The following is a 14,925-nucleotide window of genomic DNA, read 5'->3' on the forward strand; positions in this document are numbered from 1 at the left end:
TCCTTCTCTATTGTGCGGTGTATCCTCCGTCTGCGGTGATGGCGCTTCCGGTCATATAGCTTGATAAATCCGAGGCTAAAAACAGCATCACATTTGCGATTTCTTCAGGTTTCCCAAGCCTCAGCAGCGGATTTACCTTCGCTTTTTCTTTTTTAATCTCTTCAAGTGTGCCTTCATTATTTTCAAGGAATGATTTTTCATTCAGCGGTGTGTCGATGATCCCCGGGCATACGCAGTTCACCCGAATTTGATGTTTCGCATAATCAACGGCCATTGATTTAGTCAGCTGCAAAACCCCGCCTTTGCTGGCGTTATAAGCAGGAATATCAGGCCATGCCACGAGTCCGCCGACAGAGCACGTATTAATGATGTTGCCCTTGCCGGCGGCCAGCATATGCTTGAGTGCATGTTTGCTCATTAAAAACATGCCGGTCAAATTGACTTGCAGCACCTTGTTCCAATCGCTGAGCTCCATCTCGTGAATAGGCGCCACGATTTCGATGCCTGCATTATTAATCAAGACATCGAGCCCGCCAAATGTATGAACCGCCGATTCAACTGCGTGCTGGCAGGCAGCTTCGTCTGTGATGTCCGTTTGCACAAAGTGCAGCCTGTCATTATTTTCTTTTCGTACCATTGCTTCTCCCTGCGCTTCATCAATATCCGCCACAACCACATTGGCCTGCTGGCCCAAAAAAGCCTGAACCGCAGCATAACCAATGCCTGATGCGCCTCCTGTGATGAGGACGGTTTTATCGGTGAGGTTCATGATCATTCATCCGCCTTCATTTTTTTTGCTTTTGCCCTGTTATAGCGCGGCGGGAAGAAGATATTAATCGATTTTGATTCTTTTTCTGAACGGTTGATGGCACCATGATCTTCGCGAGGCTCACAGAAATAGGCTGTGCCGAATTTCATCTCGACTGTGCAGCCTTCGACCGTCATGTCATAGCCGCCGCCGATGCAGATGCCTATTTGTTCATTCCGATGTTTATGGAAAGGCATTTCTCCGCCATTTCCAGGGATTTTGGCAAGCATAATTTCTACCCAATCCTCAACAAAGAACGTGACTTCCATGCCCGGCAGCAGGTCTCTTGTTTTGAAAATATCCAAAAAGTAGTCCTCAGGACTTGTATATGTTTCATCAGCTTTCAGCCGCTTGATATCAATAGCAATCACTTCTTGGTCTGTGTCGTTTCTTGCCCCGTGAGGCACATGCGGCGGCGCGATATAGGCAGATTCCAAGGCTGTCATTTTTCTTGTCACATCTCCGACAGTCATCATCAGCTCGCCAGAAACGACCATGCCGATTTGGACCTCCTTATGCTGATGGGGTTCAACATTGGTATGCGGCGGGACGTAAGACATTAATACTTCAGTATCCCCTCGTACGGTTGAATACTGCCTCACTCCGTTTTCCCATTCAATTAATTTCGGTGTCGGGAAATAAAGCTCCTGCATATCTTCTTTAGTTTTCATCATCAACGTCTCCTTTTCCAAATAATGACCAGCTCATTGGAATGCTTTTGAATGTTTTTACAAAGGTTAGCCCGTACTTTTGCCGTGCAAGCTCATTGGTTAAGGCAATGTCATACAAACCTTCTTTTACTTTTCTTGCGGCTTGACTGGTTGAATTGACTAGTTTGAAACGAACATCTTTGCGGGTAAAATATTTTATTAAATTAATAGGTGAAGGATGTGAAACAATAACAGATGTATCAAGCATATCGTCTCTGAATTCAAAATCAGGACGAACAGCCAGGCCGTACATCGGTGTATCGCACCTGAAGATCTGCAATAGCTGCAAATCCGGCCTCATGTAGAAATGCTTAATGCCATCGTAAGCATGTGGGACGATGGTATATTCCAGCGGGCTTTGGAGCGTCCTTTCGATGCACGATTCAAAAGTATCATGCAAGGACAATTTACTGTTCAGCCCTTGTAGAAGAGTAAAATTGGAAATGAAATGCTTTGCTGCGTACTCACTGCTTGTCCCCTCAGGGCCGAGCGTGTTGACTGTAATGAGTTTGGATAGTGAATCAGTTCTTTTTTTTGTCTGAATGCTATTATCCAATATAATCATGAGCACCAACCAATCTTTTAAAATTTTAAGTAAATTTTATCCAGTGGAAATTGAACTGTCAATGTTTTTTGAAAATATTGATAATTATTCCCATACAAACAAAAAAACCCTTTAAAAAGGGTTTTTAATTATAGGAATTTAGAAACTTTGTTTATTGAGATAAGGACTGATCGGCCTTCTGCTCAAGTTTGCCGTACTTTTTATATGCGAATACACTGAGCACAAATCCGAGGACTGTGATGGCGGCGCAAATCAATCCGACAGCTGCATAGCCGTATGCCACATATACGGGTCCCATTAAAGCAGAACCTAATGTCACGGCCAGATTCGAGGCGAGACTGTAAAACACCATGACTTTTCCTCGATGACGCTCTGAGCAGTCACTCAAAATGGTGCTGAGCAGCGTCACCGTCAAACTTTGCATTAATCCCCAAATAAATAGGCTGGCGATTAACAGAAACATAGACGCCGGCGCATATGGTAAACACGCCAGCAGAACGCTGATGACCCCCAGCGCAATCAAAAGGGAGCGCATTTTTCCGATGCGGTCGGCTATCTTTCCTGTAATCACACTCATGGAAAACCCGATTCCATAAATCATGATAAATAAGCCCGCAGCCGTGTTTCCTCCGGTAAAAACGTCCTGAAGATAGGTGCCTAAAAAGGAATACATACCGTAAAAACCAATCATATTACAAAAGGTTATTGTGATATAAACAGGTACACGAGGGACTTTCAGCGCATCCCGGAATGTTCCTGCGGGCTCTTCTATTTCTTCCTTGCCGCTGTTTTTATGTTGGGCATGGCGGCGCATTTCAAGGAGAATCAGCAGAACAACTAAAACACCCATCAGGGCGAAAATCCAAAACGTCCATCTCCAATGCAGGACGCCGCCGATAAATGATCCGAGCGGCACTCCGAAAATCAGCGCCAGCGACCAGCTTGAAACGATCAGTCCCATCACCTTGCCCCGGTATGTATAAGGAACACGATCACCGACAACTGCGTAAGCGGTCGGAACAAACGCTCCCGCAGCCAATCCCGAAAGCGCCCGGCCTAAAAAGAAGAAAAAAATATTTTGAGCTAAAGCGCATATCACCGTTCCTATGATAAAAATCATAAGCCCGGCCAATAAGCTCAGTTCTCTGGAGTATTTATCGCCTAATGGAACCAAAAGCGGCGCACCGATAAAAATCATAACGCCGTAAATACTGATAGATAACGCAAGGACGCTGACATCTGAGCTGAAGGCTTTTGCTAAATCCGGCAGCAGCGGTGAGATTACAAGCTCTTCAGATCCGGCCGCAAATACCCCCATCGTTAAAGCCAGTGCCAACAATAACGGAAAATGATGTTTTGTTTTGATGTCATTGTTTTGATTGCTGTTCATTCTTTCTCAAACACCTCTTCCATAATCTTCTTATCATAAAGTTGTATTATAGTTTAGCATTGTTTTTTCACTATTTACAATTCGAACGAAATCTTTATAACTTTTATTATTTTCATTTAAATCACATTATATATTTCTATATTTCATTCTAAAAATACATAAGGATGTAACGCGTAAAAAAGCTCTCCGGCCTCCCGGAGAGCTTTTTCTATTGCGCCTCTGTCTGCTCTTTTTCAATCGGTTCATGATTTATACGCTTTTTGATGCTTAGATGATAGTATGCATAACAGAAAATAATGATCGGCACACCGCAGTATAAGCCAATTCTTTGATCCGGAATGAAAATAAGGCTGATCAACACGCAGCCATATAAACAAAATCCGAGAATCGGGACTAGCGGATAAAGCGGCGTTCTGAACTCCAGGTCATTCACATTTCCGCCTTCAGCAAGGAAACGTCTGCGAAAGAAAAATTGCGACGCACAAATGGACATCCACGCGACAACTGTGACCATGCCCGAGATTGAGATACACCATAAATACACTGTTTCTGCGGCCATGACACTTGTCAGCAGCGAACAGCCTGAAATGCCTAGCGTAATCAGCAGGGCATTCATCGGCACGCCTTTTTTTGTCAGTCTGGTGAGAAAGGATGGACCCATTTGATTTGAAGAAAGTGACCACATCATACGTGACGCCGCATACAACCCCGAATTAGCAACAGATAAAATGGCTGTTAAGATGACAAAGTTCATGATATCTGCCGAAAATGGGATGCCAATTTGATCGAGTACCGCTACAAATGGGCTTTCAATCACCCCCGCCGTTTTGTACGGAAGGATGGCAACCAAGACGAACATAGCGAGCACAAAGAAAAACAGCGTGCGCCAAATGACATTTCGAATGGACTTTGGCAGTGTTTTTTCCGGGCTTTCACTTTCCCCTGCCGCAATGCCGACAAGCTCTGTTCCCTGGAACGAGAAGTTCACCATGACCAGCGTAAACATAACGGCCAGCACCCCATTAGGGAAAAGTCCTCTATCAGTCATAAAGTTAGACAAAAAGGGTGTCTCCTGTCCGCCTTTAAAGTCAATCAAGCCAAACACAGCGGCTCCGCCAATCACAATAAATAATATGATCGCCGCCACTTTGATGCTTGAAAACCAAAATTCCATTTCTGCAAAGCTTCTGACAGAGAGCGCATTAATCAAAAAGATGACGATGCCGAACACGAGGCACCATATCCAGATCGGAACGGAGGGCAGCCACCTTTGCATCAAAATGCCTGCTGACGTCAGCTCTAACCCTACTGTATTGGCCCAGCTGAACCAATACAGCCAGCCAATCATAAAGCCTGTCGACGGTCCCAGAAATTTAGTGGCGTAGGCCTGAAACGATCCGGCCACCGGCATGGCAACAGCCAATTCTCCTAAACAAAGCATGACGAGATACATTAAAAATCCGCCGATGATATACGCGGCAATGGCGCCGAGCGGTCCTGCCTGGCTAATGGTAAAGCCAGAGCCTAGAAACAGCCCAGTGCCAATCACCCCTCCCAAAGCAATCATAAACAAATGCCTGCTTTTCATGCTGCGCTGCAATTCATTTTTATGATTCTGCATCATCCTTCCCCCTTTGGTTCTTTTGCCGTGATGGTCATCCGGTAGCTTTGCAAAAGGTGAACGGTGGTTTGCTGTATGAGGAGAGGCAATACATGAAATGTGTACGGTTTATAGACTCGTTCTGTCCATTTATGGCCGTCTTTTCCGTACACGCCCATATTAATGGATGGAATATTCAGCTTGCGTATGTCTTTGAACGGAATGGTCCCAATCATATTCCACCCAGAAGTTCCTGATAAAAGAATCAATTTCGCCATCGGTTTCGTGCAGTGATAAAAAACTGCCGTCTGCCAAGTAGGGGAAAAACTTTTTGAAGACAAATGTTTCGCCTGTCGATTCAGCGGTTTTGTCAGCCGCTTCTTTAATCACATGCTGCAAAAGCTGATCTCTTGCGCTATCTTCTTTCAAATAGTTATGCGGCAGGTAAGGAGGTGCGTAAAATAGAATGACTTTTGCGCCTTGATCGGGGTCAAGCTTTTGAAGCTCTTCGATTGCCTGAAAGCATCTCATGCGAAGTTCAAGGTGCTCGTTGGCTTTGAATGTCTGCTCGATACACTGCTCGGGATCTATTCCCCGGTTTCTCAGCTTTTCTAAGTATTGCTCCAGGCTATACACTTGAATGCCCCATGATAAATGTTTCTTTGGCAGGTTGGCTCTTTTTACATATTCTTCATAATAATCTGATAATTTTTGTTCTGTCTCCCGGCATGCTTCCTCAGTGACTTCAATAAGCAAATCCATCATTTCTTTTGCTGTTCTTTCATAAATAAAACAATTGAAATACAAGCTGGTGCTGACAGCCGTTTGCACATTATAGGATTCCTTGTTATCACGCTGATACAAACAGGATGGGGGCAGAACCAACTCCCCTTCAACCTTTTCTGCCAGATGGATGTTATTGTGGAGACGGCTTGTGATTTCAGATGAAATGAAATTTGGGTCAATCCCTGCCAGTGTATCGCCAACATGGACTTCACGCCCGTAAATGTAAAAGCAAGGCAACAGTTTTCCCGCGGCTCCGGTATAGATATATCTTGTCTGATCACCATCGTAAAGCGGGGTAATAAAATCCGTATTAATAGCAGCCAAATAGTGAAGCTGTTTTTCTTTTTTTAGCCGGTTCAGCTCTGAAATGCTGGCGAGAATGCCCGAATGCTGGCTCTCCTCATCGGGATTGGCCATAAACAATACATTTCCCGGCAACGTCTCAAGGTTCTCCGAAAAATGCAGGAGATTGGCTAAATGCACGGCGATGCCGCTTTGCATATCGACAGATCCTCTTCCGAACATCCACTCGCCTGATTTGGCATCCCGCTGAACATCCTGATCGAACTCATAGCGGCTGAAATACTCGGCCAATTTCTCACAATCAAAAGCGATATCCTTTAAAGGGCCGAAATCTTCAATTCCAACTGTATCCAGATGGGCATGGTAAATGACTGTATTTCGGCTTTCTCCATGTCCTTTAATAAACGCAAAAATATTTTTGCGATTGTATGGGTCATTGGGAATGGCCTGTTCCCACACATGACTGGGGTTTTCCTGAAAATAAGGATAGCTCGTGATCACTTCTTTGATGAAATCTGCTTTTGTCCCTTCTCCAACGGTGCCGTTCACGCTGCTGAGGCTGACCAGAGATGCTGTCAGCGCCTCCACTCTTTCAGCCGGATTCATGTGACTGATTTTTGTATACTGCATAAATTGTCCTCCTGATTAAAAAGTTGAAATCGTGCGATCCGCTAAAGAATCGCACGATTTTATTTCTCTCAAATCAAAAAGCTTCGGACGTTGTTTTGGCTTGCATATGAAGAATTAAGTAATCGGGACCGCCTGCTTTTGAGTCTGTTCCGGACATATTAAAACCGCCGAACGGCTGATAGCCGACAATTGCTCCGGTACATCCTCTGTTAAAATATAGGTTTCCGACATGGAAATCCTCACGCGCCCGTTCAATGTGCGCACGGTTTTTCGTCAGAAGCGCACCTGTTAATCCGTATTCCGTGTTATTGGCAATCTCCAGCATATGATCGAAATCACGCGCTTTGCAAATCGCAACAACCGGGCCGAAAATTTCTTCCTGCATCAAGCGGGCGTTTTCATCAACATCTGCAAAGATCGTCGGCTGAATAAAGTAGCCTTTTGAATCATCGCCTTCTCCGCCGGCCAATAGCTTGCCTTCAGATTTGCCGATTTCAATGTATTTCATCACTTTGTTGTAGGATGCTTCATGAATCACGGGACCCATATACGTATCAGGATCTTCTGGATTGCCGACAGTCAGCGTTTTGGTCAGCGCCACAGCTTTTTCCACCACTTCATCATAAACATCCTGATGAATGACCGCGCGGGAGCCAGCAGAACACTTTTGTCCTGAATATCCAAATGCTGAGTACACGATAGAGGATGCAGCAAGGTCAAGATCAGCGTCCTTGTCGACAAGCACTGTGTCTTTTCCGCCCATTTCTGCAATTACCCGTTTGAGCCATTTTTGGCCCGGCTGCACTTTGGCGGCTCGCTCATAAATCCGGCAGCCGACTGCACGGGAACCTGTAAATGAGACAAACCGTGTTTTCGGATGCTCAACTAAGAAATCACCGATCTCCGCTCCATCTCCCGGAATGTAATTCAGAACGCCGTTTGGCAGACCCGCTTCCTCCATGACCTCGACAAATTTTGCTGCCACTACCGGGGCTGCGTCAGCCGGTTTTAAGAGAATCGTATTTCCTGTCACAATCGCTGCCGCCGCTGTTCCCGCCATAATCGCAAGCGGGAAGTTAAATGGAGAAATGACGATGCCGACGCCAAGCGCTTCGTAATGATATTGATTGAACTCGCCAGCACGGCTCTTCACCGGAGCCCCTTCCTTGAGCTTTAACATTTGGCGCGCGTAGAACTCTAAAAAGTCTATCGCTTCAGCCGTGTCCGCATCCGCTTCCTTCCACGGTTTTCCCGCTTCCTTCACAAGATAGCTTGAAAATTCATGCTTTCTTCTGCGCAAAATAGCCGCTGCCTTAAAGAGAATATTCGCGCGGTGCTCCGGTCTTTGTTTTTTCCAGGAATCAAATGCCTGCAATGCGGCTTGCATCGCTTTTTCAGCAAGCTCTTGATCCGCTGTAGACGCGTACCCAATGATCTCTTCTTTATTTGCCGGGTTAATGGAAATGATTTTGCGGTCCGTTTCAATTTTTTCTCCATTTATGACAAGCGGATAATGCTTGCCGAGCTGAGTGTTTACAAAGGCCAGTGACTCCCCAAATGCAGTTTTATTCTTTGCTTCCGTAAAATCGGTAAATGGTTCGTGTGCGTATGTGACTGTCATATGTAGTCCCCCTCGTGTTATGAAATATATCTTCGCATATGAATAAAAATGCAAGAATCATGCCATTTTCTTGTCTTTTGCTGAAAAAACTTGTTGAATCGAACAGAAATTTGTCTAACAGGTGATCATCTTTCTCTATTTCCGATCTTGAACGCAAATTTATTTTGCGATTTTTGCTCTTTAGGCAAAAAACAAATGCAAAATTATTTTGCGGAGGCTTCTCAAATTAGACCCATCCGCGGAATCGCGATGCTTCTGCCGATTTTCTGATGCCCGTCATGTAAGCCGCCAAACGCATATCCACTTTATGTGTTGCCGCTGTCTGATAAATTGTTTCGAACGAGCTGACCATGACGCTTCTCAATTTTTCTGCAACCTCTTCTTCCGACCAATAATATCCTTGGTTGTTTTGCACCCATTCAAAATAAGAAACCGTGACGCCGCCGGCACTCGCCAGGATATCCGGCACAAGCAGCACGCCTCTTTCATTCAGGATCTTAGTGGCATCAATGGTTGTCGGTCCGTTCGCCGCTTCAACGACGATTGACGCCTGAATGTTATGTGCGTTTTTGGCTGTGATTTGATTGGAGATCGCGGCAGGCACTAAAATATCGCAATCCTTTTCAAGCAGCTCCTCATTTGTGATGACGTCAGTAAATAAATTGGTGACCATACCGAAGCTGTCCCGTTTATCGAGCAAATAAGGGATATCAAGGCCGTCTGGGTTGTAGAGCCCGCCATTGGCATCAGAAATCCCGATCACCTTCGCGCCCGCATCGTGCATGAATTTGGCCAGGAAGCTACCCGCGTTTCCAAAGCCCTGTATGATGATGCGCGCGTTTTGCAGCTTGATCCCTTTTTTCTTCACCGCCTCTTCAATACAAATCGTGACGCCCTGTGCCGTCGCCGTTTCCCGTCCTTGCGATCCTCCCAAAACAAGCGGTTTACCTGTAATAAAGCCCGGAGAATCGAATTCCCGCAGCCGGCTATACTCATCCATCATCCACGCCATAATCTGCGAATTGGTGTATACATCTGGAGCTGGAATATCCTTTGTCGGACCGACGATCTGGCTGATGGCACGGACATACCCCCTGCTCAGCCTTTCCAGTTCTCCAAATGACATTGTCCGCGGATCACAAATAATACCGCCCTTCCCGCCGCCGTAAGGAAGATTGGCAATCCCGCATTTGAGCGTCATCCAAATGGATAATGCCTTTACTTCCTCTTCATTAACTTCTGGATGGAAGCGAACGCCCCCCTTTGTCGGACCGACAGCATCATTGTGCTGTGACCGGTAGCCTGTGAACACTTTGACGCTCCCATTGTCCATTTTGACCGGAATGCGGACAGTGAGCATTCTCTGCGGCTCTTTCATGAGTTCATACATATCTCCCGGATAACCCAGCTTCCGAAGGGCTTCCTTAATGATTGTTTGGGTAGACAGGAATAAGTTAAGAGCTTCTTTTTCTTCATCTTTCGAGACTTGCTTTGCTGACATCTTTTTCACCTCATTGTTTTTTTGGCCGGCTTTAATGTAAGCGCTTTAAAAAATCAGCCCGCCAATTCCTTTCTGCATCGGATTCACCCTTATCATCATGCAAGATCCGTACCAGCTTTTGAATCCACAAAAAAAAGAGACTGAAAACATCTCAGTCTCTGACTACAAATCTATCGATTAACGGGGATCAATCACCAGCTGCGTTTCAGCATAAAAACTGCCGATTCCCAAACCGTTTACTACATCGCCTTTAATCGTGTAAGTGCCTGCGCGAGGAAGCGTTTTGCGCACCATGACGAGGTCAAATTCGGATGCGCCTAACAAATCAAGCGTAAGCGGGAGTCTGACTGTTTTTCCATCGTTTAAAATCTGTGTTTCTTTCAGTGTTCTTCCATTCACTGAATCTCTTGTCGTAGCATGAAACCCGTCAGGAAATTGAAATTCTACCGCTCCGAGAGAAAGCACCGCATTTGGTTTATATGTCACTTCAATATCAGAAGTGGTCCACTCTTTCGTGCTGTTAATTGTTTTTGCCTCGATTGATGCAGACTGTGCATGAGCTTGGCCCGAAGGAAGTAAGATTGATAGTAAAACAGCTGAACTGATGAATAATGAAGATACGAATGAAGTTCTTTTTAGCATGACATTTCCCCCTAATTGATTGTTGAAATTTGGCCAGAGCGTCCTCTGCAGAAAAAGCGCTTTTTCATAATTCGCGAATTACCAGTTCTTTTTCTTAAAAATTAATCTATCATCATTTTCCATGGAAGTAAATGTTTTTTAAGGAATATTAACACTTGGAATTCAATGAGAATTCCTTCCTGTTTATACAAGGTTCAAATGGACGATTTCTCTCTCTTTTTCTAGTAACATCCGCCTGACATTTTCTATCTTTTATCCTATTTTAAAAAAGGGCAAAAAAAGTCGAAGATGCCTCTGCTCTTCGATTGATCACGTTCCTATTTTTATCTGAATTCAGTGTTCCAGTTAAAACCGATCGTCTCATCATTCCACGGAATTCTTTTTTCATCAGGCTGATCCGGGTTATACGACATGGTGGTAAAATAGATAATTGTCAGCGGCGTCTCTCCCAGCACTCTATATCCGTGAGCCACCCCTTTTGGGATTAATAACAGCATCGGGTTGTCTTCGCCCATATAATAGACGTCCGTTTCTCCTTTTGTCTTTGAATCCTCTCGAAGATCGTATAGGACAACCTGAGCGTGGCCGGTTGGGAAGAACCAGAGATCATCCTGCTTCTCATGATAATGAAATGCCTTAATCACACCCGGATAGCTTTTCGACCAAGAGGCCTGCCCAAAATGCTCAAGGAGATTCTCATCGTCCCGGACCAGCTCAGCAAAAAAGCCTCTGTCATCGCTATGCTTCATCAATTTTTTCACCTTGACTCCATCAATCACACGCACTGCTCCTTTCCTGCAAATACTCTCGTAACGCTTCCCGCCAGTGGCGGGGGCGGATGCCGGCTTCTTCAATAGCCCGATGGCTCAGCACAGAGTATGCCGGGCGGGGCGTTTTGTTCTCGTATTCCTCTGTCGTTACAGGCAAAATGGCTGTTTCCAGCCCGCTTTCTTCCATAATTGCCGTCGCAAACTCATACCAGCTGCATATGCCTGAATTGCTGACATGATAGATGCCCGGCGGATGGCTGAACAGCTTGATGACCGCTTCTGCTAAATCCTTCGTATAAGTCGGCGAACCAATTTGATCGCTGACAACCCGAAGCTCTTGTTTCGTTTCAGCAAGCTTCAGCATGGTTTCAACGAAATTACTGCCGCCATGTCCGTACACCCACGATGTTCTGATGATTGTGCTGTCTTTTGTCGTTAATCGTATCAGTTCTTCTCCGAGCCTTTTGCTTTTGCCATAAATGGTTTTCGGATCGAGGGGATCGTCTTCCCTATATGGCTGGGTTCCTTTCCCATTGAATACATAGTCCGTGCTGATATGAACATATTGAGCTCCGATGCGGGTTGACTCAAGCGCTGTATAATAAGCGCCGATTCCGTTAATCAAGTACGCTTTATCAAGCTCTTTCTCGCATTGATCAACCGACGTAAACGCGGCGCTATTGACCACGATATCCGGCTGATAATGGCCAAACGAATGCCGTACTGAGCGCTGGTCAGCAATGTTCATCATCTTCTTTGTTAACGCAATGACCTCATATCCGGCTTGCTTCAGCTGGCGGCATAGTTCCAAGCCAAGCTGTCCTCCCGCCCCAGTCACCAATACCTTTGTCAATCAGATCACCTTCTCATCGGTCATTGTCTGTATACCACTGAATCGTACGCGCAATGCCTTCTTCAAACGTCACTTCCTGCCGCCAGCCCAGTTCGTTTTTCAGCTTTGATGCATTGATCGCATAGCGCCGGTCATGCCCTTTTCGGTCTTCCACGTGGGCGAACAATTCCTCACAGCCCAGATGTTTCAAAATGACACTCGCCAGCTCTTTATTCGTGCGTTCATTTCCGCCGCCGATGTTATACACCTCGCCGTCGTTTCCTTTTTCTAAAATCAGTTTGATTGCGCGGCAATGATCCTCCGCAAACAGCCAGTCTCGGATCTGGAGTCCATCGCCATACAGCGGAACAGGCAGGCCCTGCTTCGCATGACGGATAATCGTCGGAATCATTTTTTCGCTGTGCTGATAAGGTCCGTAATTGTTGCTGCATCGTGTAATGATGGCCGGAAGCTTGTGGGTTTTCACATAAGACAACACGAGCAAATCTGAGCTTGCTTTACTGGCTGAGTATGGGTTATTAGGAGAAAGCGGCGTCGTTTCTGTAAACGCGGGATCATCCGCTTTTAAATCCCCGTATACCTCATCTGTTGAAATATGAATCAGCTTCTTGGCTTTTCCTTTCAAGACCGCTTCCGCCAATCGGTATGTCCCCATGACATTTGTGGTGATAAACGGCTCTGCTTGGGAAATGCTTCTGTCCACATGCGATTCTGCTGCGAAGTGAATGACGCCATCGTAGGTCTCATCAAACGCGCGGTCGATATCCTCCTGAACGCTGATGTCCCCTTTTACAAAGCGAAAACGGCTGTTTTGTTTTAATTTTTCCATTTCCTCCGGGTGGCTGGCGTACGTCAGTTTATCTAAAACGGTAATGCGCGCATCCGTTTCCCTCAGCATGAGCTTTGTAAACGTGAGCCCGATGAAGCCGGCACCGCCTGTAATTAAATATGATTTTGCCATCACTTTTCGTCCTGTCCTTTCCGTAAAGCCTGGTGTACAAGCTGGGAAGCGAGATAAAGCGATTCGTGAGTTCCGGCATCTACCCACCAGCCTGATAACACATCATACGTAAGCTGGCTGTTTTCGATGTATAGATTATTCACATCGGTGATTTCCAGCTCGCCGCGCTTTGATGGTGATATTTGTTCAATATACGAAAACACCTCTGCATCATACATATAAATGCCGGTAACACAAAGGTTGGTCGGTGGCTGTTCGGGCTTTTCGATGATGGAACGAATCCGCTTGTTTTTCTCATCAATCTCAGCAATCCCGAAACGTTCCGGGTCATCAACTTCTTTCAGAAGCACTTTTGCTCCTTTCCCCTGCTGTTCAAAGCGTTCTGTATAAGGCTTTAATGAATCTTCAAATATATTATCACCTAATAATAAAATGAAAGACTCTTTTTTCGTAAAGCGCTTTGCATAAGACAGCCCATCCGAAATGCCCGTTGCTGCCGGCTGTACTTGATAAGTGATAGTAACGCCAAGCTCTTCCCCGTTCCCAAGCAGTTTGTAAAATTGCGGCATATGCTCCTTTTGGCTGATGAGTAAAATGTCTTTTATTCCGGCTTCCTCCAGCTTCATAATCGACCAGTATATCATCGGATACGGACCTACAGGAAGCAAATGCTTGTTGACGGCTTTCGTTAAGGGCATAAGGCGTGAGCCGTTTCCTCCGGCTAAAATAACACCTTTCACATTAACACTTCCTTACATGCATTTTTATATCTCTTGTTCATATAAATCTTGAAGAATAGCTGTTACCCGCATAATGCCTTTGCCATCCACGAGCGGCCTTCCTCCCTTGTGCAAAGAAAGGCGAAGAGGATAGCTGCTCATAATGCGTGACATCTGATAGATGAGTGTTTCATCCGGTACAAGCTCACCCAAACCAAGATCAAGAGCGGCGCCTTGGCCAGCAAATGTTTTTGCTGTTGCCGTTTGATGCTCAACCTGAGAAAGAACAAGGCACGGCACGCCGATGCAAATGGCTTCATATAGAGAGATGCCGCCGGCGACAATGGCTGCGTCCGCTTGTTTCATCAAACCTGCCATATCATTTGTCTGTTCGATCATCTTGTACTGCGGCTTCTTTTCGATCCGCCTTCGGACTGCCTCTTGATGCGGTGAAGCGCTCCCCATTACAAACATCATGTTTTTGTCTTTTATGTCGGGGACTTGATCAGCGGCAGCCAGCACTTTAAAAATAAGCTGCTTCGGATCACTTCCTCCTAATGCAACAAGGATATTGCGGCAGTCTTTCTTAAGTGTGTAATCCTCTCTTGCGGCCTGAAAGGCGGGGTGAAGAATAAGATAGTCCGGACCTTCATAAATGCGTGTGTTTCCCTGAACGTACACCCTGCTTCTGATGTCACCGTAAATTCCGTTAATGACTGCGTCACTATATTGAATTGATTTACCGTTTTTCTCTTCAAAAAGAACAATTTTCGCATCTGTCTCCGTCTTTATTTTCTTTAACAGCTCTGCAGGCGCGCCTAGAATATCAAACAAAAGCAAATCAAGCTTCTTGCTTTTTATTTCCCGGAGAATAAATTCGTGCTGCTGCAGCTCCGGCTTTACGATGACACGCCAATGCTCTTCATGAAGAAACGCTTCAGACTCCTGATTCGTATAAAACGTAATCAAGCATCGCTGTTTGAGCCCCTCCGCAAGTCTCTTCATCCGGACAACATGGCCCATTCCCTTTTCATAGCCGCCGTCTGCGAAGATCCCAACACGCATG

General features: G+C 45.6%; 13 protein-coding genes and 1 pseudogene. All 14 read right to left on the reverse strand.

The features are described from left to right. Positions 1–7 precede the first annotated feature (7 nt). The 14 genes and pseudogenes from bacC to MKY10_RS20290 all read right to left on the reverse strand — a co-directional run bounded on the left by bacC (position 8) and on the right by MKY10_RS20290 (position 14,924). On the reverse strand, positions 8–769 hold the full coding sequence (gene bacC, locus MKY10_RS20225; RefSeq protein WP_003243359.1) for a dihydroanticapsin 7-dehydrogenase: 762 nt from the start codon (positions 767–769) through the stop codon (positions 8–10). Positions 770–771: 2 nt separating this feature from the next. After that, on the reverse strand, positions 772–1,479 hold the full coding sequence (bacB, locus tag MKY10_RS20230; RefSeq protein WP_003244300.1) for a 3-((4R)-4-hydroxycyclohexa-1,5-dien-1-yl)-2-oxopropanoate isomerase: 708 nt from the start codon (positions 1,477–1,479) through the stop codon (positions 772–774). Beyond that, positions 1,469–2,083, reverse strand: coding sequence for a prephenate decarboxylase (gene bacA / locus MKY10_RS20235; RefSeq protein WP_009968341.1), 615 nt, complete (start codon positions 2,081–2,083; stop codon positions 1,469–1,471). The genes bacB and bacA overlap by 11 nt, the downstream gene beginning before the upstream one ends. Before the next feature lie 151 nt (positions 2,084–2,234). After that, the gene (locus MKY10_RS20240) at positions 2,235–3,473 is read right to left on the reverse strand and encodes an MFS transporter (RefSeq protein ID WP_003242790.1); all 1,239 of its coding nucleotides are present in this window, start codon (positions 3,471–3,473) and stop codon (positions 2,235–2,237) included. Positions 3,474–3,681: 208 nt separating this feature from the next. After that, on the reverse strand, positions 3,682–5,094 hold the full coding sequence (locus MKY10_RS20245) for an amino acid permease (protein ID WP_029318679.1): 1,413 nt from the start codon (positions 5,092–5,094) through the stop codon (positions 3,682–3,684). Next, positions 5,094–6,792 (reverse strand): annotated as a pseudogene (locus MKY10_RS20250) (M20/M25/M40 family metallo-hydrolase). Before MKY10_RS20250 ends, MKY10_RS20245 begins: the two are co-directional and overlap by 1 nt. Before the next feature lie 73 nt (positions 6,793–6,865). Further along, on the reverse strand, positions 6,866–8,413 hold the full coding sequence (pruA, locus tag MKY10_RS20255; RefSeq protein ID WP_014478322.1) for an L-glutamate gamma-semialdehyde dehydrogenase: 1,548 nt from the start codon (positions 8,411–8,413) through the stop codon (positions 6,866–6,868). A gap of 226 nt (positions 8,414–8,639) precedes the next feature. After that, the gene (gene rocG / locus MKY10_RS20260; RefSeq protein ID WP_003227482.1) at positions 8,640–9,914 is read right to left on the reverse strand and encodes a glutamate dehydrogenase; all 1,275 of its coding nucleotides are present in this window, start codon (positions 9,912–9,914) and stop codon (positions 8,640–8,642) included. Between the two features lie 177 nt (positions 9,915–10,091). Further along, entirely contained in the window at positions 10,092–10,556 is a 465-nt protein-coding gene (gene bslB / locus MKY10_RS20265; RefSeq protein WP_003227472.1) for a biofilm surface layer hydrophobin BslB, read from the reverse strand. A gap of 323 nt (positions 10,557–10,879) precedes the next feature. Beyond that, complete coding sequence (locus MKY10_RS20270; RefSeq protein WP_014481242.1) at positions 10,880–11,335, reverse strand: dTDP-4-dehydrorhamnose 3,5-epimerase family protein; 456 nt, start codon at positions 11,333–11,335, stop codon at positions 10,880–10,882. Beyond that, positions 11,328–12,179, reverse strand: a complete 852-nt coding sequence (rfbD, locus tag MKY10_RS20275) for a dTDP-4-dehydrorhamnose reductase (RefSeq protein ID WP_048654794.1) — start codon at positions 12,177–12,179, stop codon at positions 11,328–11,330. The genes MKY10_RS20270 and rfbD overlap by 8 nt, the downstream gene beginning before the upstream one ends. A 13-nt stretch (positions 12,180–12,192) precedes the next feature. Further along, positions 12,193–13,140, reverse strand: a complete 948-nt coding sequence (gene rfbB, locus MKY10_RS20280; protein ID WP_029318676.1) for a dTDP-glucose 4,6-dehydratase — start codon at positions 13,138–13,140, stop codon at positions 12,193–12,195. Beyond that, positions 13,140–13,880: a sugar phosphate nucleotidyltransferase gene (locus MKY10_RS20285; RefSeq protein WP_029318675.1), complete on the reverse strand. Its 741-nt coding sequence runs from the start codon at positions 13,878–13,880 to the stop codon at positions 13,140–13,142. The genes rfbB and MKY10_RS20285 overlap by 1 nt, the downstream gene beginning before the upstream one ends. A 24-nt stretch (positions 13,881–13,904) precedes the next feature. After that, positions 13,905–14,924 carry a PseG/SpsG family protein gene (locus tag MKY10_RS20290; protein WP_339225986.1) on the reverse strand — a complete coding sequence of 340 codons (1,020 nt, stop codon included), beginning with the start codon at positions 14,922–14,924 and terminating at the stop codon, positions 13,905–13,907. Position 14,925 lies beyond the last annotated feature (1 nt).

It is taken from the genome of Bacillus sp. FSL P4-0290 (assembly GCF_037975435.1).
GTDB lineage: Bacteria > Bacillota > Bacilli > Bacillales > Bacillaceae > Bacillus > Bacillus subtilis.